Below are 22,162 nucleotides of genomic sequence, written 5' to 3' on the forward strand. Positions count from 1 at the left end.
TGGCGCGCACGCAGTGCAGGCCGCTGCGCGCGTGACGCTGCTGCGCGGCGAGGACCTGGTGGCGTCGCCGTGGAAGAACGGCGGCGGCGTCACGCGCGAGATCGCGGCGGCGCCCGTTGCTGGCGGTCTCGCAGGTGCGGCTGCCGGCACGGCGCTCGACACGTTCGCGTGGCGAGTGAGCGTGGCCGATGTGGCGCAGGCTGGGCCGTTTTCGCGCTTCGAGGGCGTGGATCGCACGCTGGTGCTGCTCGAAGGCATGGGCATGCTGCTGGACGAAGCGGGGCCCGCCGCACGCACGCATGCGCTCACGGCGCCGCTCGATGTCGCGCGCTTCGCAGGCGAAGCCGCGATTACGGCGCAACTGGTCGAAGGACCGACGCGCGATTTCAATCTGATGGTGCGCCGCGGCGTGGCGCGCGGTACGCTCGACGTCTGGTGTACGGCGACAGTGCGCCGACTCTCCGCACAAACGCTTCTGCTGTACTGCGCGCGGGGTCCGGTCGCCATCGGCGTGGACGGTGCCGAACCGGTCGCGCTCGCGTCTGGCGACACGCTGCGCGTCGACGCGGTGCAAGCCGTCGACATCGAAACGCAGGGCGAGGGCGCACTGCTGGCTGTCGCTCTCGATAGGGTGGCGCCGCAGGCCGACGTCCCATCTTCCGGGTCGGTGTTGCCGAACGCCACGCGGACCTCATGAACCGATCCATGAAACAGACTCTCTGGCACAACCTCAAACTGTGCGCGCAAGGCGATCCGCGCGAGACGCTCGACAATGCGGCCCTCGCCGTCGAGAACGGCAAGATCGCGTGGCTCGGCACGCTCGCACAGGTTCCTGCGCAGTACGCCGCGTGGCCGCGCGAAGACCTGGGCGGCGCCTGGGTCACGCCGGGCCTCGTCGATTGCCACACGCATCTCGTCTATGCCGGCCAGCGTGCGGACGAATTCGCGCAGCGCCTCGCGGGCGTGAGCTACGAAGAGATCGCGCGCCAGGGAGGCGGCATCGTTTCGACCGTGCGTGCCACGCGCGCCGCGAGCGAGGACGCGCTCTTCGCGCAGTCCGCGGCACGCCTCGAACCGCTCCTTGCGGAAGGCGTGACCGCCGTCGAGATCAAATCGGGCTATGGCCTCGAACTCGAGTCCGAGCGCAAGATGTTGCGCGTGGCGCGGCGCCTCGCCGAGCATTATCCGGTAACGGTGCGCACGACCTTCCTCGGCGCGCACGCGCCGCCGCCGGAATACGCGGGCCGCGCCGATGCCTATATCGACGAAGTGTGCGAGCGCATGCTGCCCGCGCTCGCGGACGAAGGCCTCGTGGACGCGGTCGATGTGTTCTGCGAGCGCATCGGCGTCTCGCTCGCGCAGAGCGAGCGCGTGTTCGAGGCGGCGGCGCGGCGCAAGCTGCCCGTCAAGATGCACGCGGAGCAGCTCTCGAACAGCGGCGGCGCAGCGCTGGCCGCTCGTTACGGCGCGCTTTCCGCCGACCACCTGGAATTCCTCGACGAAGCGGGTGTCGCCGCGATGAAGGCGGCGGGCAGCGTAGCCGTGCTGCTGCCGGGTGCTTATTACTTCATCCGCGAAACGCAGTTGCCGCCGCTCGATTTGCTGCGGCGCTACGAGGTGCCGATTGCGATCTCGACCGACAGCAACCCGGGCACGTCGCCCACCACGTCGTTGCTGCTCATGATGAACATGGCGACCACGCTCTTTCGCATGACCGTGCCCGAAGTGCTGCTGGGCGTCACGCGACACGCGGCGCGCGCGTTCGGCGACAGCGAGCGGCACGGCACGCTGGCGGCGGGGCGTCCCGCCGACTTCGCGGTATGGCGGGTTCAGTCGCTGGCGGAACTCGCCTACTGGATCGGCCGACCGCTTTGCGAACGCGTCGTGCGCGCGGGCGAAACCGTCTTCACTGCTTCGCGCGCCGCCTGATCGCCTGAACCACGCCACGAACATGAATCCGACTTCACACGCGCTTTTTGCCGGGCATGCCTGGCTGCCTGGCGGCTGGCGCCGCAATGTCCTGCTCGAATGGGACGATGCGGGCCAGCTTCGCGCAGTTACACCCGACCTCACTCGCGCGCCCGAAGGCGTGCCGCAGGCGGCTGGCCCGGTCATGCCTGGCATGCCTAACCTTCACTCGCACGCATTTCAGCGTGCGATGGCGGGCCTCACCGAATATCGCGCGAACCCCACCGACAGCTTCTGGAGCTGGCGCGACCTGATGTACCGGTTCGCTGCGCGCATCACGCCCGATGACCTCGGCGCGATTGCGGGCTGGCTCTATGTGGAGATGCTGAAGGCGGGCTACACGTCCGTCTGCGAATTCCACTACGTGCACCACGCGGAGGACGGCCGGCGTTATGGCAATCCGGCGGAACTGGCGCAACGTGCCGTCGATGCCGCGGCCGATACCGGCATCGGCATGACCCTGTTGCCCGTGCTGTACCAGTACAGCGGCTTCGGCGCGCAGAAGCCGCGCGACGATCAACGGCGCTTCATCAATACACCGGACCAGTTGCTCGAACTCATCGATACGCTGCGGCGCGCGCGGCCCGAACACGGCGCGCTGCGTTACGGCGTGGCGCCGCATTCGCTGCGGGCCGTATCGAAAGACTCGCTGCAGACGATGCTCGACGGGCTCGATGCCATGCTGCCGGGCGCCCCGGTGCATATCCATATCGCCGAGCAGACGGCCGAAGTGGACGCCTGCCTCGCGACCGAAGGCGCACGTCCTGTGCAATGGCTGCTCAATCGCTTCGACGTGAACGCGCGCTGGTGCCTCGTGCACGCAACGCATGTCGACGCGGCCGAAACGGGCGCGCTCGCGAACAGCGGCGCCGTGGCGGGCCTGTGTCTCACGACCGAGGCGAATCTGGGCGACGGCATCTTCCCGGCGCACGACTATCTGGAAGCGGGCGGCGTATTCGGCGTGGGTTCGGATAGCCATATCGGTGTGGACTGGCGCGCCGAACTGCGGCTGCTCGAATATGGGCAGCGGCTCGTGCGGCGCCAGCGCAACGTGCTGGCTTCGGCGCAGACCGTTCAGGTTGCCGACCGCCTGTTCGATGCCGCGCTGGCAGGCGGCGCGCGTGCGACGGGGCGCGCGACGGGCGCGCTGATAGCGGGAGCACGCGCGGACTGGATCGTGCTGGACCCGCAGCACGCGGATCTTGCCGAACAGTCTCCCGACACCTGGCTTTCGTCCGTCGTATTCTGCGAGCATGGCGAAACGCCGGTGCTCGACGTTTACGCGGGCGGCGAAAAGGTGGTGGAGCGCCGTCGCCATCGCCACGAAGAACGCCTGTACGCCGTCTATCGCAAGGCGCTCGCGCGTCTGTTGTTGAACGCGTGACCCACGCACACCACCGTTTCCGTTGCGACGAATCATGACCGACCTGTATACCCTTGAGCGCGGCACCGCGCCGCTGCTGATCTCGATCCCGCACCTCGGCACGCGGATTCCCGACGCCTTGCGCGAGCACTACACCGATATCGCGCTCACCGTCGCCGATACCGACTGGCACCTCGACCGCCTCTATGCGTTTGCGAAAGACCTGGGCGCGACGATCCTCGGGGCGCGCGTGTCGCGCTACGTGATCGATCTGAACCGTCCGCCGAACGACGAGAGCCTGTATCCGGGCCAGACGACCACTTCGCTGTGTCCGACCGAGACGTTCCGCGGCGAACCGCTCTATCGCGAGGGCCGCGCGCCCGATGCGGCGGCGCGCGCGCAGCGTGTCGCGGCTTACTGGCAGCCGTACCACGATACGCTGCGCGCCGAGTTGCAGCGCCTGCGCAGCCTGCACGCGAACGTGCTGCTGTGGGAAGCGCACTCGATTGCGAGCGTGCTGCCGCGGCTTTTCGAAAACAAACTGCCGGATCTGAATATCGGCACGCAGGATGGTCGGACCGTTGCGGCCGAAGTGCAGGCGGCCGCGGCGAATGCGGCACAGGCGAGTGCGTATACGTGGGTGGCGAACGGGCGTTTCAAGGGCGGCTATATCACGCGTCATTTCGGCGCGCCGCAGGACGGCGTGCATGCCATTCAGCTCGAAATGTGCCAGTCCACTTATATGAGCGAGACGGCGCCGTTCGATTATGTGCCGGCACTTGCGGGCAAGGTTGAGCCCGTGTTGCGAGGAATGGTGGGTGGGGCGCTTGCCGCCGTTCAGGCATTGAATGCGGTGAAGTAGGGCAACGCAGAGAAGACTTGCGGCAGCAAGAAAAACGGCTCTGGATCAAAAATCCAGAGCCGTTTCTTTTCCAGTCTCTTTTCCAAAAGCACCTACGCCGGGCCACACTGCCGGAGTCACCGCTCCTCAACCGGCAGAACCAGCCGATCCGGAATCGACTGCGGCGACTGCCGCGTCACGACGTAATACACCACACCCGGCACGACGAGCCCGAGTATCCACGAAATATCCGTTCCACCCAGCGCATCGACGAACGGTCCCGTATAGAAGCTGCTGGAAATAAAAGGCATCTGCACGAGCACGCCGAGCACATAAATGGCGATGGCCTTCGCATTCCACCGGCCATAGCGTCCATGCGGATCGGAAAGCGCCGGTACATCATAGCGCGATTGCGTAAAGCAATAATAATCGACCAGATTGATCGCGCTCCACGGCGTAAAAAACGCCAGCAGAAACAGAATGAAGGCCGTGAACTCCTTGAGGAACGAATGGCGTCCCGCCAGGGCGACGGCGGTGGAGAATCCCACCATCACGACGATATAAACGAAGCGGTGGCGCGTGGAGATCGCGCGCTTCGCGCGAAACGCGCTCACCACCGTGGCCATCGACATGAAGCTCCCATACGCATTGAGCGTGGTAACGGTGAGCTTGCCGAACGCGATGCTGAAATAGAGCAGCGCGGCCACCGCGCCGCTCGCACCCAGCCCCACGATATATTCCACTTCATGATGCGCGAACGCATGACCCGCGAGCGCAGCGGCGAACACGCCGAACACCATCGCCGCCTGCGCGCCGATCACCGAACCGAGGCCTACCGCGAAGAACGTGCGCACGGGCGAAGTCGTGCGCGGCAGATAGCGCGAATAGTCGGCCACGTAAGGACCGAAGGCGATCTGCCACGAGGCGGAGAGCGACATCGAAAGCAGGAAGCTCGGCAGCGTGAAATGCCGGTTGGCGAGCAGCGCGCCCACGTCGTGATGCGCGAAGAGCTGCGCGAACATGAACACGAAGGCGGCCACGCCGACCACGCTCGCAATGCGTCCCACGAAGTGGATCGAGCGATAGCCGAGCAGCGTCAACACGACGATGAGCGCGGCGAAGAGGCAAATGCCCGTGGTATCGGAAACGTCGAGCAACTGCGCCGTGGCTTGGCCTGCCAGCACGGTGCCGCTGGCGGAAAAGCCCACGTACATGAGGCACACGAGCGCGATGGGCAGCGCCGCGCCATAAACGCCGAACTGCACGCGGCTGGAGATCATCTGCGGCAGGCCCAGTTGCGGCCCCTGCGCGCCATGGAGCGCCATTACGGTGCCGCCCACGAGTTGTCCAATCAATAACGCCACGAGCGACCAGAACACGTCGCCGCCCAGCACCACGGCGAGCGCGCCGGTAATGATCGCCGTGATTTGCAGGTTGGCCGAGAGCCACAGCGTGAACTGGCTGAGCAGGCTGCCGTGACGCTCCGTGTCGGGAATGTAGTCGATGGAGCGCGTTTCCAGCAGCTTGCGGCCGTCGGGTGCGAGTTGGGCAAGGGATTCGGGTTGGGCCACGAGAGACTCCGAAAAGAGGCGGCAAGGTAGCATCCCCGATGGTGTTGTATAGACAATTTGACGGGAATAGGGGATAACCCCTCGCGATCCGCCCGCATGCGCACCGCCTTACAGTGGCCATTCAATGGAAAGGCGATGCGTTCGCGCGGCTTGTATTAGTATTTTTCGTTTCCATCCCAGGCACCGTCCCATGACACGCTTCGACTGGCAAAACCCGTATCCGACACTGCGCCTGCCGGTGTTCGCCCGCAATATCGTGTCGACCTCGCATCCGCTCGCGGCGCAGGCGGGTCTGCGCATGCTCTGGCAAGGCGGCAATGCCGTCGATGCGGCCATCGCCGCGGCCGCGGCCATCACGGTGGTCGAGCCGGTCTCGTGCGGCCTCGGCGGCGACGCCTTCGTGCTCGTCTGGGACGGCAGCCGCCTGCATGGCCTGAACGCCTCGGGCACCGCGCCCGCGGCCTGGAACGTCGATTACTTCCGCGGCCGCTACGGCGAAGAAAATGGCCGCGCGAAGCAGCCCGTGCGCGGCTGGGACACGGTGACCGTGCCCGGCGTCATCGCCGGCTGGGAGGCGCTGCATGCGAAGTTCGGTTCGCTGCCGTTCGCGGACCTGATGGCGCCGGCCATCGAGATCGCCGAGCGCGGTCACGCGGTGGCCAGCATCGTCGCCCACAAGTGGCAGGCCGCGATTCCCGACCTGAAGGACCAGCCCGGTTTTGCCGAAACCTTCATGCCGCACGGCCGCGCGCCCGAGGTGAGCGAGCGCGTGCGTCTGCCGGGTCACGCGGCGACCTTGCGCCGGCTCGCGGAAGAAGGGCCGCGTGCGTACTACGAAGGCGAGATCGCGGAGCGTATTGCGGCGTTTTCGCGCGAGTGCGGCGGCGCGATGACACTCGACGATTTGCGTGCCTATCGCGCCGAATGGGTCGAGCCGATCGGCAAGGATTATCGCGGCCACACGGTGCACGAGATTCCGCCGAACGGGCAGGGCATCGCGGCCCTCATCGCGCTCGGCATACTCGAGCAGTTCGACGTGGCGTCGCTCCCGCTCGACGGCGTAGAGGCCCAGCATCTGCAGATCGAGGCCATGAAGCTCGCCTTCGCCGATGTCTATCGCTATGTTGCCGATCCGCGCTCGATGGACGTCACGCCCGAGCAGATGCTCGACACGGCCTATCTGAAATCGCGCGCGAAGCTGATCGACCCGAAGCGCGCCACGCATTTCGGCTTCGGCATGCCGAAGGCGGGCGGCACGATCTACATGTCGGCGGTAGACGAGCGCGGCATGATGGTGAGCTTCATCCAGTCGAACTACATGGGTTTCGGTTCGGGCGTGGTGGTGCCCGGCACGGGCATCGCCTTGCAGAATCGCGGCTGCGGTTTTTCGATGGACCCGGTTTCGCCCAACGTGGTGGCCGGCGGCAAGCGGCCGTTCCACACCATCATTCCGGCGTTCCTCACCCAGCAAGTGGAGGGCCGCCAGGAAGCGGTGATGAGCTTCGGCGTGATGGGCGGCGACATGCAGCCGCAAGGGCATCTGCAGACCGTGGTGCGCATGCTCGATTACGGCCAGCAACCCCAGGCCGCCTGCGATGCGCCGCGCTGGAAGGTCAACCGCGACTTCACGCTCGACGTAGAATCGACGCTCGACCCCGAAACGGTGCTCGCGTTGCAGCAGCGCGGCCACCAGATCAAGCGCATCGACGACCCGTATATGGACTTCGGCTCGGGCCAGTTCATCTGGAAGCTGGACCGCAACGATCCCGAGCGAGGCTATGTGGCGGCGAGCGATTCCCGGCGCGACGGACTGGCAGCGGGCTTCTGAGCGCAATGCGGCAAGACCCGCGTCGCTGAGGATGTTGCGGCGCGGTGATATATTGGATGTTTCGCTGCGCGCGAGCGGCGAATGCTTACGCCTTGTCAGGTATCGGAGGGAAAAATGGCAATCGAATATCGTGGCTTTCGAATCGCAACCGATGCGAAAGCGGACGAGACGGACACGCAGTGGCTGTGCAGCGCAAAAATCGTGGGCATCGCCGGCGAGGCGCAGGACGTGACACTGCCCTCCGTCGAACTGACGATCCCCAAGCTGAAAATCGACGTGCTGATGGCGCTGTCCGCCGTCGAGCATCGCGGCAAGGACATCGTCGACGAGTGGTGCGCCGCGCATCCCGCGCTGGGCTGACGTCCGAAATCCGGCGCCCGCTACGCGGCGCCGCGTCGATTTCCGGTACGCCGCGCGACGGTTTCCTGTCACGCGGCATCCGCGCCGGACCCGCCGATCCTTCGCGGACCTTTACCCGGCCCAGTGGCCCGGCACCCACGCCCAGTGGTTGCCTTCCCAACGATAGTGTCCCTTGACCCAGTGATAACCGGGCGCGGGCGGAGGCGGCATGACCTCCACGCGCGGCGGGGGCTCGGGCGGCCGCGCCGGTTCCACCACGCACGCTGAAACGAGCGCCGCGCAGGCACATAGGGTCGCGGAAAGCATCGTTTTCTTCATCACGTTTCGTACTCCTTCTGGTTGCAGGCTGATCTGTCGTTGTTGCGCATGACGCACGGCGTATTCGCTCAGGTGCGGATCAGGCCGGTGGTGGCCCGCGGTGCACCCGCTTCAGCGAAGAGTGTGGCCGCGGTGCGCTGCGGATCGAGCGCGAGGCTTTCGCTGGCCGCGCCCGCGATGAGCGCGTCGAGCGAGGCCGTGGGCTTGAGGTCGCGTCCTTCGTAGAGATCGGCGCTGCGCAGGCCGGGCCAGTCGGCCACCACGCGCCCGCCTTTCACCGCGCCGCCCAGCAGCATGGCGACCGATCCCTGGCCGTGGTCGGTGCCGCCCGTGCCGTTCGCGGCGGCCGTGCGGCCGAATTCCGTGGCGACGAGCACCGTGGTCTTGTCCCAGTCGGCGCCCAGCCCGTCGCGCAGCGCGGCGAGCATCGTGTCGAGCGCCTTCAACTGGTTGGCGAGGCGCGCGTTCTGCGCGCTGTGCGTGTCCCATCCGCCGGTCTCGATCATCGCGATCCGCGGGCCGTCCGGGCGCGCGAGGAACTGCGCCGCGAGCTTGCCGAGGCTGGCCGGATCCTGCTTCGGGCCGATATCGCAGGCGAGGCCGCGCGCGCCGAGCGCCGATTCCCAGAGCGGCCGCAGCTGCGCATCGCCTTCGTAGAGCGAGGACACGCGCATCAGGAGATCGTCGGACGCCGCCGGCAGGGCGGAGGGCGCATACGACGTCACGCGTGCGGGGCCGCGCAGCGCCGCGGGCACCGTGGGCGCGAGCGCGATGGCGTTTTCGCGCGTCGCGGGCATCAGGCCGACCAGCCGGTTGAGCCATCCGTCCTTCACCTGATAGGGCGCGCGGCCGCCTGTTTCCAGCACGTTCTGGCCGTCGAAGTGCGAGCGGTCGCGATACGGCGAGGCGATCGCGTGCACGAAAAGCGCCTGCCCCGACTGGTACATCTGCGCGGTCTGCACGAGCGAGGGGTGCAGCGCGAAGGTGCCGTCGAGTTTCGTCGCGCTGGCCGCGTCGATCGTCAACGGGCCGCGCAGCGTCGCATAGGCGGGCTCGGCGTAGGGGACGACGATGTTCAGGCCGTCCGCGGCGCCGCGCTGGATCACGAACACGAAGCGGCGGTCGGTGGCCACGCTCGCGAAGACCATGTGCGGCGCGACGAGCAGCGCGCCCGCACCGGCTGCGGCGAGGCTCAGGAAATGGCGGCGGGAGGAAGAGGCCATGCGGGATGCCATGTGGGTCACCTTCTCAGAAAGTCGGGCGAGACGAGCAGCAGCGCGAGCGCCGTGGGCGCGCTTTCGGCATGCGCGACCGCCGTGGCGGTGGGCGCGCTCAGCGAGCCGGCCGTGAGTGTCTGGCCGAGCGTGCGCGGGTCGAGCCGGTCGCCTGTGCGCGCCGCGAATCGCTGCGCGACTTCCACACGGCGCACGAGCGCATCGGGCGCGGCCCAGCTTGCGGCGATATCGTCGTAGCCCGCCGGCGAGCCGGGCCGCCAGATCGGCTGGCCGAGCTGCGTGAGGAGCGGGGCGGCGTTCAGGTCGCCGGCATCGCGCCAGCCGAGCCCGCGCATCGACGAAACCGTCCATTCCCAGGGCGTCTTGAACTTCGTGTTGACCGCAATCCACGCCTGCGGCGATTCGACTAGCGCGCGATACACCGTCGGCAGATCGCCGCCGCTTTGCCGGTAGGCCGCGGCAAGGCGCCCGGTGAGTTCGGGCGGCGGATTGTCGGCGACGAAGTGGCGCCCGAGTTGCAAGGCGATATGGCGGCTCGTGGCGTCCGCGAGCGCGAGATCGTGGAGGATCGCGAGCGCCTGCTCCTCGCCGGGCTGGTCGTAGCGGCGGCCCATGACGATGCGCTCGCCGGGTTCGTGCAGCGCCGGGCGGAACACGAAGGCGCCCGGCGTCGCGCCTGGTGGCTGCGGCCCCTGCACACCCGCGACGCTCCAGCCGGTGAGCGCGCGCGCGAACTCGGTCACGTCGTTCTGTGTGTATCCGCTTCGCACACCTAAGGTATGCAGTTCCATGATCTCGCGCGCGAGATTTTCGTTGAGTCCGCGCTTGTGGTCCGGGTCGCGCGCGTCGGCCCGCAGGGCGGCTTTGCTGTCGGGGCCCACCGAGCGTGTCTGGTCGAGAAAGATCTGCATGGCCGGATGCTGCTCCACGGCCACGAGCATGTCTTCGAAGCGGCCCAGCACGTGCGGCCGGATCGCCTCCATTTCGAAGGCCCCCGCCAGGCTCGCCACCGGGCCTTTGTCGACGGATACCGCGAAGTGGTTCGACCAGAAGTGGACGAGGCGCTCGACGAAGGGCGTGTCCGTGGCAAGGGCGCTGGCAAGGCGCGCATTCACGGCGCTGCGGTAGAGGTCGACGCCCTCGCGGCGGATGTCGCGATTCACCGCCTGGCGCGCGGCCTGTTTCGGATCCTCGCCTGCCGCGCTTGTTGTGCCAGTCGTGCCGGCCGTGCCGGTGCTCGTCGTGGCGCCTGTCATGCTGTTTGCCGCGGCGTTGTCGGCCATCTTCTGCTGGCGCTCTTCGCCAAAGCGTTGCGCGATCGCAGCGGAGCCGGGTTGCCGGCTCCATGCCGCAGGCAGCGCTTCGTAGTGCGCGAATTGATCGAGAAGCCAGTTGCGCGGATCGGCGGGCGGCGTTTCGTCGGCGCGCGCGCCGAGCCCGAAACGGTTCATCGCGATCGCCGCGGCGCTGACAGTCGGCAGGCTTTCCATGCGAAGTCCTTCAGGCGTTGCGTACCTTCGTTAAACGGAGACGCTGCCGCCAATCCGTCGCTCGCCTGAGGACTTTTTCGCGCGTTGTTGTTACCGATTGTTATCCGGGCAATGTTGGCCGCCCGGTGCTATTGCGCCGTGCTTGCCGCCTGCGGCGGCTTCGCGGATTTCGCGGGAGGCAGACGCCATTGGCCACGCTGCCTCAAACTTTCGGCGAACTTCACGCGTTCCTCGGGCGTGAGCGTGGCCGCGAAATCGGCCACGCCGCTTTCCACCTGCGCACGCAACGCGGTATCCGCGGCGCGCGTGCGCGCGAGCGCATCGTCGAGCGCGGCGCGGTCCAGTTGCGGCGCGGCGAGCAGATCGAGCACCACGCGCCGGTCGTCGCGTCCCTCGCGGGCGTAGGCTTTGCCTTCGCGGCGCGCGTCCTTGAGCGCGTCGACGAACTGGGCCTGGCGCTCGGGCGTGAGATCGTCGGCGGCGAAACGCAGTGCCGTTTTTTGCGCGGGCGCCGCCTGGTGCTCGCCCTGGGACGCGAACCAGCGCCACGCGCCGCCCGCAATCGCGCCGAGCAGGAACACATTGAGCAGTACCGAGCCCGCTACCAGAAACTTCCAGCCACGGCCGTTCATTCGTCACCCCAGTCGGCGCTCGAACCGCCGAAGCTCGTGGTCAGATAGCTGCTCTCGTGCGTCTCGTATCCTTCGTGAGACGAGGGCGGCGCGCTGCCGAGCAGCAAAATCGACATCGCCAGCGCACCGGCGAGCGCACCCGCAAGCCCAACGCCTGCGAAGGCCGCGCCGGACCACCAGAGGCGCCGGCGTTGCGGCGCCCTGGCGCGCGGGTCCGCGTTCGCGGGCGCGCTGGCGACGATGCGCTCGAAGAGCGCACGCGTGGGCGGCGTCACCGTGTCGCGTGCGAGCCAGGCGTCGAGCTCGAGCGCTTCGTCGAGCGCGGTCTCGGCTTCGGCGCGGTGTGCACGGGCCCAGGCGAGCGCATCTTCGCGCTCGTGCGACGGCCAGCGGCGCGGATCGGCGCCATAGGCGGCTACGAGAGTATGGAAGCGTTCGGGTGTCATGCTGTGTCCTTGCTTGTGCCGTCGCCGGCCAGTTGCGCGCGCAACGAACGCCGGGCCCGCGCGAGCAGGCTCTCCAGCGCATCGACGGAAATGTCCATCATGGCCGCGGCCTCGATGTTCGACAACTCCTGGTAGTAGGTGAGCACCAGCGCCTCGCGCTGCCGCGCCGGCAGGGCGGCGAGCGCGCGGCGCACGCCTGCGTCGCGGGCGCGCTCGTCGAACCGCAGGTCGGGCGAGCCGGACGGATCGGGTTCGTCGGGCAGCGTGTCCACGGGCTCCTCGCGCCGGCCGCGCAGGCGGTCGTAGCAGAGGTTCAGCGCCACGCGGTGCAGCCAGGTGTCGAACTTCGCTTCGCCGGTGCGCCACTGCGGCGCCTGTTTCCAGATGCGCATGAAAGCCTCCTGGGCCACGTCTTCGGCCTCCATGCGGTCGCCCAGCATGCGGGTCGCCAGCGCGAGCAGCCTGGGCAGCTTGTTCATGACGAGCGTGCGTACGGCGCCGTGATCGCGCGCGCCCACACGGGCGACGAGGTCTGCGTCGGGATCTCGCTCGCTCAAGGCGCACCGTGACGGCTCTGAGGCGGCACCTCCGGCCGTGGCCGGGGGCGCCGCCTCGTTCGGGCGGCCCGTCGTGCCTGCCGCGCGTAACTCATGTTCGTCCACTCCCTGGCTGAAGAGGGGCCCGGCGCGCAGGCCGGCCGCCGCGCTGGGGACGAGGCGGCCGGGCGCGTGTGCGATGCTCTCGGGCCAGATGCTTTTCTTGTAGTGCGGCCACGCGGCTTCGGCGGCCCCGGCGAGGGCCGGGGCGCGGTAGCCGGGCACGGCGGTATAAATGGGGTCGCGAGGGCTCAATATACGACGACCGCCGGATGGTAGTACGCGGGGCGCTCAGGCACCACGATGCAGCCCGACAGCACGGCCGCGCTCAATGCAAGGATCAGAAGGGTTCTCATGTCATGCTCCACCGGCGTGCCGGAGGACCGCTCAGGCCCAATGTCCTTCGACCCAGCGCCAGTTCGGGCCGTGCTGGACCCAGTGACCGGGCACCCAGTGATAGCCTTCGCGCACGCGCTGCCAATGCCCGGCGATCCACACGTAGGCGCCGTGCCGCCAGCGCCAGTGGCCCGGATCCCAGACGTAGCCGGCGCGCGGCGGCGGCACGACTTCCACGCGCGGCGGCGGCGGGGCGACGATGATCTCCTGGGCGAGCGCCGCAGTGGTTGCCAGCGCGGCGAGAACGGCGACGGCAACGCGCCTCATCGTGTTTTTCTGCATTGTGTTTCTCCGTGCGGTGGGTAGGGCGCGTGCCCCGGTTTTTCTCTTTAACGGCGGGTGCGCAGAAAATCCGTCGCCGGGGTGACGAAATTTATCTTGTCCGTCGACAGCCCTTACAATAGGGACAGCTATTCCCTGTCCCCCGACAAGAGACCATGACACGAGACCTCCGCCTCACCCTCAATGCGCGTCAGCAGGAATTGCTCGAGTGGGTGCAACGCGACGGCTTCGTGACCGTTGACGATCTCGCGGCGCACTTCAATGTCACGCCGCAAACGATCCGCCGCGACGTGAACTGGCTCGCCGACATGAACCTGCTGCGCCGCTACCACGGCGGCGCGAGCCTGCCGACGAGCTCGGAGAACGTCTCGTATAGCGCGCGCCAGCGCATGTTCCACGACGAGAAGCGGCGCATCGCGGCGCTCGCGGCCTCGCACATTCCCGATCAGGCCTCGCTTTTCATCAACCTCGGCACGACCACCGAGGAAGTGGCGCGGGCGCTGAACCGGCATCGCGGCCTGCACGTCATCACGAACAATCTGAACGTGGCGAGCGTGATGACCGGCTATCCGGAGTGCGAGGTGCTGATCACGGGCGGCATCGTGCGGCCGTGGGACAAGGGCATCGTGGGGGAACTCGCCATCGATTTCATCCGCCAGTTCAAGGTGGACTACGCGATCATCGGCACCTCGGCCATCGAAATGGACGGCACGCTGCGCGACTTCGACACGCGCGAAGTGCGCGTGGCCGAAGCCATCATCGAGCATGCGCGCACCGTGTATCTGGTGACGGATCATTCGAAATTCGGCCGGCCGGCGCTCGTGCGCCAGGGTCATCTGAACCAGATTCACGCGCTTTTCACCGACAAACCGCTGCCGCCGGAGATGAACGAGACCGTGGCGGCAGCCGGCACGCAGGTCTATATCGCAGAGTGAGCCGGGTTCGCGGCTGGGGGTGTTTCATGTTCGTTCGAACATCCAGACGGACCGATTCGAACATTTCCTCGACGCTAAGGCGCATCGCGCCCCCGGTTTGGAGAGCCCATTCAAGGGCCTGATCGGCATGCAAGCCGATGTCTTATGAGGCCCCGATTGCGGATGGGCTTCGCGCTGTAATCCCCGTCCGGCGGTATCTGCGCGGCCATTCCGCCGCCCCGTGACCGTTCCTGCCCTGGCCACCGTGGTCCTCCATCCACCCAGGTAAAACCCCGCCAGAAAACGAACTTTACTTTTTCGATTTTGTTCGTTAGATTTCGTATCCGAACATTTCGAACATTTCAGGTTCGTCTTATTTTCAGGGACAGCAGGTGAATCAACAGAATCGGTACGATCTGCTCGTGGTGGGCGGCGGGATCAACGGCGCGGGCATCGCGCGCGACGCCGCCGGGCGCGGCCTTTCCGTGCTCCTGTGCGAGCAGGACGACCTCGCGTCGCATACCTCGTCGGCCAGCACGAAGCTGATTCACGGCGGTCTGCGCTATCTCGAGTACAAGGAATTCGGCCTCGTGCGCAAGGCGCTGCAGGAGCGCGAGACGCTCTTGCGCGCGGCGCCGCACATCATGTGGCCGCTGCGCTTCGTGATGCCGCACATGCCGAACCTGCGTCCGGCGTGGCTGATCCGGGTCGGCCTCTTCCTCTACGATCACCTCGCGAAGCGCGAACTGCTGCCGGGCTCGCGCGGCATCGACATGCGCCGTCACGCGGCGGGCGCGCCGCTCATCGATTCGATCCGCCGCGGTTTCGTCTATTCGGACGGCTGGGTGGACGACGCGCGCCTCGTGGTGCTCAACGCACTCGACGCGCAGGAGCACGGCGCCGATATCCTCACGCGCACGAAGCTCGTTTCGGCGCGCCGCGCGAACGGTGAATGGCAGGCGCGGCTGCAGCGCGCGGACGGCTCGATCCTCGACGTGCGCGCCCGCGCGATTGCGAACGCGGCCGGTCCGTGGGTGGGCGACGTGCTGCACGGCGCGCTCGGCCGCGGCGCGCAGCATAGCGTGCGGCTCGTGAAGGGCAGCCATATCGTCACGAAGCGCCTGTTCGACCACGACCACGCGTACATCTTCCAGAACCCGGACAAGCGGATCATCTTCGCGATTCCGTACGAACACGACTTCACGCTGATCGGCACGACCGACGTGGAGTATCGCAACGATCCCGCGAAGGTCGCCATCGACGGCGACGAAACGCGCTACCTGTGCGAGTCGATCAACCGCTACTTCAAGCGCAAGATCACGCCGGCCGACGTGTGCTGGACCTATTCGGGCGTGCGTCCGCTGCTCGAAGAAGAGGGCGCGGACAATCCCTCGGCCGTCACGCGCGACTACAAGCTCGAGCTGGACGACGGCGACGGCGCGCCGCTGCTCTCGGTGTTCGGCGGCAAGATCACGACGTTCCGCAAGCTCGCGGAAGAGGCGTCGGACATGCTGTGCCGCGCGCTCGGCTCGAATGCGCTCACGTGGACGGCGGGCAAGCCGCTGCCCGGCGGCGACATTGCCGGCGCGCGCTTCGCGCCGTTCGCCGACGACTTCGCCAAGCGTCACGCCTGGCTGCCCACGCCGCTCGCGCGCCGCTATGCGCGTGCCTATGGCACGCGTGCGAGCCGCCTGGTGGGCAACGCAACCTCGCTCGCGGGCCTCGGCAAGGAAATCGTGCCGGGCATCTACGAAGCGGAACTGCTTTACCTGCGCGATGCCGAATGGGCGACGTGCGCGCAGGACGTACTGTGGCGCCGTTCGAAGCTCGGCCTGCACGTGGCGCCGGGCACGCTGGAAGCGGTGACGGTCGCCATCGATACCTGGTTTGCCGCTGCCCGTGCGACGCCCGGCCTGCAAGACGCAGTGAATCAAGGCACGAAAGTCACGCACTGAGCGCCCACCGGGGCAAAGCCTGGCACCCCGAGGCCTCGCCCCACCCACGCGCCGTCACCCGCGGCGCGAATCACAACTACCAACGATGGAGATGAGAGACATGCAGGATCAATATATTCTCGCGCTCGACCAGGGCACGACCAGTTCGCGCGCGATGCTGTTCGACCGCCAGGGCAACATCGTGTCGATGGCGCAAAAGGAATTCGAGCAGATCTACCCGCAGCCGGGCTGGGTCGAGCACGATCCGCAGGAAATCTGGTCCACCCAGGCCGGCGTCGCCGCCGAAGCCGTGACGCGTGCGGGCATGAACGGCACCAACATCGCCGCGATCGGCATCACGAACCAGCGCGAAACGACCATCGTCTGGGACCGCGAGACGGGCCACCCCATCTACAACGCGATCGTGTGGCAAGACCGCCGCACGGCCGACTTCTGCGACCAGCTCAAGGCCCAGGGCCTCGAAGCGAAAGTGCGCGCGAAGACCGGCCTGCCGATCGACTCGTACTTCTCGGGCACCAAGATCCGCTGGATTCTCGACAACGTACCGGGCGCGCGCGAAAAGGCGCGTCAAGGCAAGCTCGCCTTCGGCACGGTCGATAGCTGGCTCATCTGGAACTTCACGAAGCACGAGCTGCACGTGACCGACGTGACGAACGCGTCGCGCACGATGCTCTTCAACATCCATACGCGCGAGTGGGACAGCGATCTGCTCGAAGCGCTCGATATTCCGCGCAGCATGCTGCCCGAAGTCCGTTCGTCATCCGAAATTTACGGTCCGACGAAGACCACGGTGTTTGCCTCGAAGATTCCCATTGCCGGTATCGCAGGCGACCAGCAGGCCGCGCTCTTCGGTCAGATGTGCACGACCTCGGGCATGGTGAAGAACACCTACGGCACGGGCTGCTTCCTGATGATGAACACCGGCACGAAGCCGATCGAGTCGAAGAACAACCTCGTGACCACCATTGCCTGGCAGATCGGCAACGAGGTGAACTACGCGCTCGAAGGCAGCATCTTCATCGCGGGCGCGGTGGTGCAGTGGCTGCGCGACGGCATGGGCGTCATCAAGAGCGCGGCGGAGATCGAGGCATTGGCGGCCAGCGTGCCGCATACCGACGGCGTGTATCTCGTACCCGCTTTCGCCGGCCTCGGCGCTCCGCACTGGAATGCGCGTGCACGCGGCTCGCTCTTCGGCGTGACGCGCGGCACGACCTCGGCGCACCTCGCGCGTGCGGCGCTCGATTCGATCGCCTATCAGTCGCTCGATGTGCTGTCGGCCATGGAAGCCGACTCGGGCATCAGCATCGGCGAGCTGCGCGTGGACGGCGGCGCGAGCGCGAACAACCTGCTCATGCAGTTCCAGGCCGACATGCTGGGCGTGGACGTGGTGCGTCCGCAGATCACCGAAACCACGGCGCTGGGTGCCGCGTATCTCGCGGGTCTTGCAACGGGCTACTGGAAGAACGTCGACGAGGTGAAGAGCCAGTGGCAACTCGACCGACGCTTCGGCCCGGCGATGGCTTCGGAGCAGGTGGACCGCTGCCGTGCAGGCTGGCAGCGCGCGGTACGGGCGGCCAAGGCGTGGGCCGACGACACGCACTGAGCCTCGTCTAAAATTCGTCAGTCATACTTAAAAAATATATTTCCATCAGGCGGGTCACGCATCACAGCGTGCCTGCCGCGTGGCTAGAGAGACAACATCATGTCACCATACATTGCAGAATTCATCGGCACCGCCATTCTGGTGCTGCTCGGCAACGGCGCAGTCGCCAACGTGCTGCTCGCCAAGACCAAAGGTAACGGCGCCGATCTCATCGTCATCGTGTTCGGCTGGGCCATGGCCGTGTTCGTTGCGGTTTATGTCACGGCGTCGTTCAGCGGCGCGCACCTGAATCCCATCGTCACGATCAGCCTCGCGCTCGCGGGCAAGTTCGCATGGTCGAAGGTGGGGGGGTATATCGCCGCGCAGATGCTCGGCGGCATGGCCGGCGCCGCGCTCGTGTGGCTCGCCTATCGGCAGCACTTCGCACGCGAAGAAAATGCGGATCTCAAGCTGGCCGTGTTCTGCACCGCGCCTGCCATCCGCAGCGTGAAGCACAACGTGCTGACCGAAGCGATCTGCACGTTCATCCTGATCCTCGGCGTGCTCTATCTGGCTTCACCGCAAGTGGGGCTCGGCGCGCTTGACGCGCTGCCGGTGGGCCTGCTCGTGCTCGGCATCGGCATCTCGCTCGGCGGCCCGACGGGCTACGCGATGAGCCCGGCGCGCGATCTCTCGCCGCGCATCATGCACGCGCTGCTGCCGATTCCGGGCAAGCGTGACAGCGACTGGCGCTATGCGTGGATTCCGGTGATCGGACCGCTCGTGGGCGGCGCCGCAGCGGCCGGCCTCTATCACTACCTGCACGTGGTTTAAGCCGGAGCGAGCCTCAATGCGCTAGCGTGCCGCACGCCCCGGAGCCCCCGGGGCGTTGTCGTTAGTGCCGGGAAGGATGCCTCGCAGGGCGCCTATAAGGGCGCGAGGGTAAGTGCGGATACGCTTTCTGACAATTGCTAACATCCGGAACGCTCGGGAGACGGTAACGTACCGCCCTGAACCAGGATCGAGCATGAAACTTCCGAACAACACTGCCATTGCGATTGCGCTCGTCGCGATCGCCTTGTCCGTCTCGACGCTGATCATCGCGATCGCGCAGCGCGTCTGATCGCACGCGCCGCGCGGATACCGCTCAAATGGTTTGAACGGCCTGGGCTGTCATTGGGCTCAGCGATTCGACCACATCGCGCAGCATGCCGATTGCGAAGTCGATATCTTCCGGCTTCGTAAAGCGCCCGAGGCTCAGGCGGATCGTGCGCGACGCCGCTTCGGTGCTCAGGCCGATCCCGATCAGCACGTGCGAGGGCGTGCCGGCAGCCGAATTGCAGGCCGAGGTCGTGGAGACCGCGAAGTCCGGACCGAGCAGGAACGGAAAGAACCCGGCGTGATCGATGGTGAGACTCATGGTGTGCGCAATGCGCCGCGCCTCGCGCGCGTTCAGTGTGACGCCCGGCAGCCCGGCCACGCCTTCCAGCAGCTTCGCCCCCAGTTGTGCGATACGCGTGTTGTCGGCTTCCATATCGGCGGTCGCGATCGCGCACGCCGTGCCCATGCCCACGATCTGATGCGTGGCGAGCGTGCCCGAACGCAGCCCGCGCTCGTGGCCGCCGCCGTGCATTTGCGGCGCGATGTGTGCGGCCAGCCCCTCGCGCACGTAGAGCGCGCCGATGCCCTTGGGCCCATACACCTTGTGGGCCGACATCGAGAGAAAATCGATGCCGAGCGCCTTCACGTCGATGGGCGTCTTGCCGAGCGCCTGCGCCGCATCCACGTGAAGCAGGGCGCCGGCCTCGTGGACGAGGGCCGAGATGGCGGCGATATCGGTGAGCGTGCCGATCTCGTTGTTCACGAGCATCAGCGAGACGAGACCCGTGTCCTCGCGCAGCGCTGCGGCAACGGTTGCGGGCGTGATCGCGCCGTCCGCGCCGGGGCGCACGTAAGTGACCGGCGTGCCGCGACGTTCGAGGCTCGCGGCCGTATCGAGAATGGCCTTGTGTTCCAGCGTGCTCGTGACGAGGTGCGGACGTGGACGGGGCTGCGATTCGATCCCTTCCACATAGCCCTTGAGCGCGAGGTTGTTCGATTCGGTGGCGCCCGAGGTCCAGACGATTTCCTCGGCGCTCGCGCCGATCAGTGCCGCGACTTCGCGGCGTGCGCGCTCCACGAGCGCGCGGGCACGGGTGCCGGCGCTATGCGAGCTCGATGCGGGATTGCCGAAGACCCCATCCACGCCAAGGCATTCGCACATGGCCGCGATGACGCGCGGGTCCGCCGGTGTGGTGGCTGCGTAGTCGAAGTAATGCAGGTGTTCGGTATTCGTCGTCATAGGGATTCCGCCAATCGAAGCCATGAATCGTACCTGGACGAGGCGAGAAATGGCTTCTAAATTGGCGGGGCGTGGGCGCGTGCTGTAGATAAAAATTCTCCCGGTCGGCCCGGGGCGACCCTGCGGCCTGCGCAGGTTCTTCGGCGATGGCCCGGTCCTCGCCCGTATCGTCAAGACCGTCGATGATCCGGCGCGAGACTCGACGGCTCGCCAAGGATGATGCCCGCGCCGGTCAGCTCACCGTGAAATGCACGCGCACTTCCTGCTCGCTTTCCACGGGATGGCCGTTCTCCATGGCGGGGAAAAAGCGCCAGTGGTGCAGGGTTTCGAGCAGGATCTGATTGAGGCGCGGATTCTGGGTCGGCTTGACGAGCTCCACGTCGAAACTGCCGTCGGGGTGCACCTTGAAGTGGGCGACCGCTGTGACCTGATAACCCTGCTCGCGCAGGTCGTCGGGCAGGACCGGCATGGGCTGTGCGAGGACGCGCGCCCGCAGGCTGCCCGGCGCGCTGGTGGGGGTGACAGGGGCGGTGTCGGTCGATTGCGCCGTGGTGGCCGATGCGGGTTGCACGGAGGAGGGCGATGAAGTCTTTGAGGATTCCTCATTAGAGATTGAAGGCGCCGGTGTTTGAGCCGCCATACGCGCAGGAGGCGCCGGCGCCGGATTGCTGCGCACGGGCGGCGCATGCGATGGCGTGGCTTGTATCGTCCGGGCAGCCGCATGCCGCGTGGCAACTACCGCAGACGGAACCGCAGCACGCACGGCGGGCGCGGCAGGGGCCGCAGGCGCGGGCGGCGTGATCTCCACGAGCCGCATATCGATAGGCGGATTCGGCTTTGGCGCCGGCATGCGCGCCATGAGCCGGTCTCCCGCACGGACCAGCAAGCCGAGGCACACCAGCGCAGCGATAACGAGCGCCGCTCCAAGCCGCAAGCGATCGCGATCGGCCAGCACGAAGACCTTCTGCAAACCGCTATTCACGATGCACGGCAACGAGGAAATGCTCCGCGCCCGCTTGCCGCGCGGCGAGCATGGCCTGCACGACCACGCCGTGCGCCGCGCGATCGTCAGCGGCCACCACCACGTTGCCGTCGGGGCGCAGCAGATGCGCGATCGCCGCCGTCACCTGGTCGAGCCGCACCGGCTGCTGGTTGACGAACACGTGGTTGGCCTGATCGACGCTCAAGGTAAGCGGCTTGTCCTGCGAAAGCTGCTGCGCGTGTCCCTGGGGAAGGTTCACGCGCACGGCGTCGAGCCGTTGCATGGAGAGCGAGGTCAGCATGAAGGTGGCCAGCAGGAAGAACATCACGTCGATCATCGGGATGATCTCGATGCGGCCGCGCTTCGACCGGCGCGAGCGTCTGAGCTTCATGGCGCGCGGTCCGCCTGCCCGGCGGCGAGGCGCAGGTCGCCGAGCGCGATGCTGGCGAACGACTCGATGTCGTCCATGAGCCGGTCGATGCGCCGCGAGAAGTAGTTGAACGCGAAAAGCGCCACGAGCGCGATGACGAGACCGATCGCCGTGGCGATCAGCGCCTGCGCGACGCCGCCCGTCACGCCCGAGGGATTCACGAGGCCGTCGCCGCCGATCAGCCTGAACGAATGCATCATGCCGACGATCGTGCCGAGCAGCCCCAGCAGCGGTGCCGCGGTGACGATGGTTTCGAGCAGCCACAGGCCGCGGCTCATGTCGCGCTCGATCTGGGCGGCCACGGCTTCGATGCGCGCTTCGGTGCGCCAGAGCGGCGTGCGCGTATCGGCGAGCAGGCGGCCGATGCGGCTGAGCGCGTGCCGCCGGGGCAAGCCGTTATGGCTCTGTGCGGCGAGTTCGACATACCCGCCGTCGCCGCCGTCGTTATCTCCGCCCGCTTCCTCCACCCAGCGCGGCATGCGCCCGAAGCGCCAGAACGCGTAGGCCCGGTCGAGCGTGATCGCCAGCGCGGCGATCGCGAGCAGGGTAAGCGGATAGATGACCCAGCCGCCCAGATGAGCCGTATCGGCAAGAGAGGTCCAGTCGTTCATGATCGAATTCCCGTGTGCGCC

Annotated in this window: 21 protein-coding genes and 1 pseudogene; 10 read left to right on the forward strand and 12 right to left on the reverse strand. The window is 67.0% G+C overall.

Annotated features, from left to right (window positions below):
- Nucleotides 1-13 precede the first annotated feature (13 nt).
- Genes U5760_RS31050 through hutG form a run of 4 tightly spaced genes read left to right on the forward strand, consistent with a single transcriptional unit; the run spans nt 14 to nt 4,193 of the window.
- The gene (locus U5760_RS31050) at nt 14-697 is read left to right on the forward strand and encodes a HutD family protein (RefSeq protein ID WP_322016150.1); all 684 of its coding nucleotides are present in this window, start codon (nt 14-16) and stop codon (nt 695-697) included.
- 8 nt (nt 698-705) lie between these two features.
- A complete protein-coding gene (hutI, locus tag U5760_RS31055) occupies nt 706-1,929 on the forward strand; it encodes an imidazolonepropionase (RefSeq protein WP_322016128.1) in 1,224 nt (407 codons plus the stop codon).
- A 22-nt stretch (nt 1,930-1,951) separates the two neighbouring features.
- Entirely contained in the window at nt 1,952-3,352 is a 1,401-nt protein-coding gene (locus tag U5760_RS31060) for a formimidoylglutamate deiminase (protein WP_322016129.1), read from the forward strand.
- A gap of 34 nt (nt 3,353-3,386) precedes the next feature.
- Nucleotides 3,387-4,193, forward strand: coding sequence for an N-formylglutamate deformylase (gene hutG / locus U5760_RS31065; RefSeq protein ID WP_322016130.1), 807 nt, complete (start codon nt 3,387-3,389; stop codon nt 4,191-4,193).
- A gap of 116 nt (nt 4,194-4,309) precedes the next feature.
- Here hutG and U5760_RS31070 read toward each other — a convergent pair whose 3' ends face one another.
- Nucleotides 4,310-5,695 carry a cytosine permease gene (locus tag U5760_RS31070; RefSeq protein WP_322016151.1) on the reverse strand — a complete coding sequence of 462 codons (1,386 nt, stop codon included), beginning with the start codon at nt 5,693-5,695 and terminating at the stop codon, nt 4,310-4,312.
- Nucleotides 5,696-5,933: 238 nt separating this feature from the next.
- On the opposite strand from U5760_RS31070, the gene U5760_RS31075 reads away from it, so the two are divergent.
- Entirely contained in the window at nt 5,934-7,571 is a 1,638-nt protein-coding gene (locus U5760_RS31075) for a gamma-glutamyltransferase family protein (RefSeq protein ID WP_322016131.1), read from the forward strand.
- A 114-nt stretch (nt 7,572-7,685) separates the two neighbouring features.
- On the forward strand, nt 7,686-7,931 hold the full coding sequence (locus tag U5760_RS31080) for a hypothetical protein (RefSeq protein WP_322016132.1): 246 nt from the start codon (nt 7,686-7,688) through the stop codon (nt 7,929-7,931).
- A gap of 111 nt (nt 7,932-8,042) precedes the next feature.
- On the opposite strand, the gene U5760_RS31085 is transcribed toward U5760_RS31080, so the two are convergent.
- The 7 genes from U5760_RS31085 to U5760_RS31115 form a co-directional block, all read right to left on the reverse strand.
- A complete protein-coding gene (locus tag U5760_RS31085) occupies nt 8,043-8,249 on the reverse strand; it encodes a YXWGXW repeat-containing protein (protein WP_322016152.1) in 207 nt (68 codons plus the stop codon).
- 68 nt (nt 8,250-8,317) lie between these two features.
- Nucleotides 8,318-9,472: a DUF1501 domain-containing protein gene (locus U5760_RS31090; protein WP_322016133.1), complete on the reverse strand. Its 1,155-nt coding sequence runs from the start codon at nt 9,470-9,472 to the stop codon at nt 8,318-8,320.
- Nucleotides 9,473-9,489: 17 nt separating this feature from the next.
- Nucleotides 9,490-10,974, reverse strand: a complete 1,485-nt coding sequence (locus U5760_RS31095; protein ID WP_322016134.1) for a DUF1800 domain-containing protein — start codon at nt 10,972-10,974, stop codon at nt 9,490-9,492.
- Between the two features lie 128 nt (nt 10,975-11,102).
- A complete protein-coding gene (locus tag U5760_RS31100; RefSeq protein ID WP_322016135.1) occupies nt 11,103-11,606 on the reverse strand; it encodes a periplasmic heavy metal sensor in 504 nt (167 codons plus the stop codon).
- Nucleotides 11,603-12,052: a hypothetical protein gene (locus U5760_RS31105; RefSeq protein WP_322016136.1), complete on the reverse strand. Its 450-nt coding sequence runs from the start codon at nt 12,050-12,052 to the stop codon at nt 11,603-11,605. The genes U5760_RS31100 and U5760_RS31105 overlap by 4 nt, the downstream gene beginning before the upstream one ends.
- The gene (locus U5760_RS31110) at nt 12,049-12,744 is read right to left on the reverse strand and encodes an RNA polymerase sigma factor (RefSeq protein ID WP_415914211.1); all 696 of its coding nucleotides are present in this window, start codon (nt 12,742-12,744) and stop codon (nt 12,049-12,051) included. Before U5760_RS31110 ends, U5760_RS31105 begins: the two co-directional genes overlap by 4 nt.
- 291 nt (nt 12,745-13,035) lie before the next feature.
- Complete coding sequence (locus tag U5760_RS31115) at nt 13,036-13,326, reverse strand: YXWGXW repeat-containing protein (protein WP_322016138.1); 291 nt, start codon at nt 13,324-13,326, stop codon at nt 13,036-13,038.
- A gap of 155 nt (nt 13,327-13,481) precedes the next feature.
- On the opposite strand from U5760_RS31115, the gene U5760_RS31120 reads away from it, so the two are divergent.
- The 4 genes from U5760_RS31120 (at nt 13,482) to U5760_RS31135 (ending at nt 18,611) form a co-directional block, all read left to right on the forward strand.
- Nucleotides 13,482-14,261, forward strand: coding sequence for a DeoR/GlpR family DNA-binding transcription regulator (locus U5760_RS31120; RefSeq protein ID WP_322016139.1), 780 nt, complete (start codon nt 13,482-13,484; stop codon nt 14,259-14,261).
- 371 nt (nt 14,262-14,632) lie between these two features.
- Nucleotides 14,633-16,195: a glycerol-3-phosphate dehydrogenase gene (gene glpD / locus U5760_RS31125; protein WP_322016140.1), complete on the forward strand. Its 1,563-nt coding sequence runs from the start codon at nt 14,633-14,635 to the stop codon at nt 16,193-16,195.
- A 100-nt stretch (nt 16,196-16,295) separates the two neighbouring features.
- Nucleotides 16,296-17,798 (forward strand): glycerol kinase GlpK, encoded by a 1,503-nt coding sequence (gene glpK, locus U5760_RS31130; RefSeq protein ID WP_322016141.1) that lies wholly within the window; start codon nt 16,296-16,298, stop codon nt 17,796-17,798.
- A gap of 99 nt (nt 17,799-17,897) precedes the next feature.
- Nucleotides 17,898-18,611, forward strand: coding sequence for an MIP/aquaporin family protein (locus U5760_RS31135; RefSeq protein WP_322016142.1), 714 nt, complete (start codon nt 17,898-17,900; stop codon nt 18,609-18,611).
- A gap of 355 nt (nt 18,612-18,966) precedes the next feature.
- Here U5760_RS31135 and U5760_RS31140 read toward each other — a convergent pair.
- From U5760_RS31140 to U5760_RS31155, 4 genes and pseudogenes are all read right to left on the reverse strand, one after another.
- A pseudogene (locus U5760_RS31140) lies at nt 18,967-20,118 on the reverse strand (cysteine desulfurase family protein); the annotation flags it as partial.
- A 232-nt stretch (nt 20,119-20,350) separates the two neighbouring features.
- Nucleotides 20,351-20,689 (reverse strand): energy transducer TonB, encoded by a 339-nt coding sequence (locus tag U5760_RS31145; protein ID WP_322016143.1) that lies wholly within the window; start codon nt 20,687-20,689, stop codon nt 20,351-20,353.
- 403 nt (nt 20,690-21,092) lie between these two features.
- Nucleotides 21,093-21,491, reverse strand: a complete 399-nt coding sequence (locus tag U5760_RS31150; RefSeq protein ID WP_322016144.1) for a biopolymer transporter ExbD — start codon at nt 21,489-21,491, stop codon at nt 21,093-21,095.
- A complete protein-coding gene (locus tag U5760_RS31155; RefSeq protein ID WP_322016145.1) occupies nt 21,488-22,141 on the reverse strand; it encodes a MotA/TolQ/ExbB proton channel family protein in 654 nt (217 codons plus the stop codon). Before U5760_RS31155 ends, U5760_RS31150 begins: the two co-directional genes overlap by 4 nt.
- Nucleotides 22,142-22,162: the final 21 nt, after the last annotated feature.

Source organism: Paraburkholderia sp. J12, assembly GCF_905220215.1.
Taxonomy (GTDB): Bacteria; Pseudomonadota; Gammaproteobacteria; order Burkholderiales; family Burkholderiaceae; genus Paraburkholderia.

Bases quoted from the DNA above. Each gene is read 5' to 3' on its own strand.
- glpK (WP_322016141.1), top strand. From the start codon at position 16,296: ATGCAGGATCAATATATTCTCGCGCTCGACCAGGGCACGACCAGTTCG.
- U5760_RS31085 (WP_322016152.1), bottom strand. From the start codon at position 8,249: ATGAAGAAAACGATGCTTTCCGCGACCCTATGTGCCTGCGCGGCGCTC.
- U5760_RS31115 (WP_322016138.1), bottom strand. From the start codon at position 13,326: ATGCAGAAAAACACGATGAGGCGCGTTGCCGTCGCCGTTCTCGCCGCG.
- U5760_RS31155 (WP_322016145.1), bottom strand. From the start codon at position 22,141: ATGAACGACTGGACCTCTCTTGCCGATACGGCTCATCTGGGCGGCTGG.
- U5760_RS31100 (WP_322016135.1), bottom strand. From the start codon at position 11,606: ATGAACGGCCGTGGCTGGAAGTTTCTGGTAGCGGGCTCGGTACTGCTC.
- U5760_RS31105 (WP_322016136.1), bottom strand. From the start codon at position 12,052: ATGACACCCGAACGCTTCCATACTCTCGTAGCCGCCTATGGCGCCGAT.
- U5760_RS31095 (WP_322016134.1), bottom strand. From the start codon at position 10,974: ATGGAAAGCCTGCCGACTGTCAGCGCCGCGGCGATCGCGATGAACCGT.
- U5760_RS31120 (WP_322016139.1), top strand. From the start codon at position 13,482: ATGACACGAGACCTCCGCCTCACCCTCAATGCGCGTCAGCAGGAATTG.
- hutG (WP_322016130.1), top strand. From the start codon at position 3,387: ATGACCGACCTGTATACCCTTGAGCGCGGCACCGCGCCGCTGCTGATC.
- U5760_RS31060 (WP_322016129.1), top strand. From the start codon at position 1,952: ATGAATCCGACTTCACACGCGCTTTTTGCCGGGCATGCCTGGCTGCCT.
- hutI (WP_322016128.1), top strand. From the start codon at position 706: ATGAAACAGACTCTCTGGCACAACCTCAAACTGTGCGCGCAAGGCGAT.
- U5760_RS31135 (WP_322016142.1), top strand. From the start codon at position 17,898: ATGTCACCATACATTGCAGAATTCATCGGCACCGCCATTCTGGTGCTG.
- U5760_RS31075 (WP_322016131.1), top strand. From the start codon at position 5,934: ATGACACGCTTCGACTGGCAAAACCCGTATCCGACACTGCGCCTGCCG.
- U5760_RS31090 (WP_322016133.1), bottom strand. From the start codon at position 9,472: ATGGCCTCTTCCTCCCGCCGCCATTTCCTGAGCCTCGCCGCAGCCGGT.
- U5760_RS31080 (WP_322016132.1), top strand. From the start codon at position 7,686: ATGGCAATCGAATATCGTGGCTTTCGAATCGCAACCGATGCGAAAGCG.
- U5760_RS31150 (WP_322016144.1), bottom strand. From the start codon at position 21,491: ATGAAGCTCAGACGCTCGCGCCGGTCGAAGCGCGGCCGCATCGAGATC.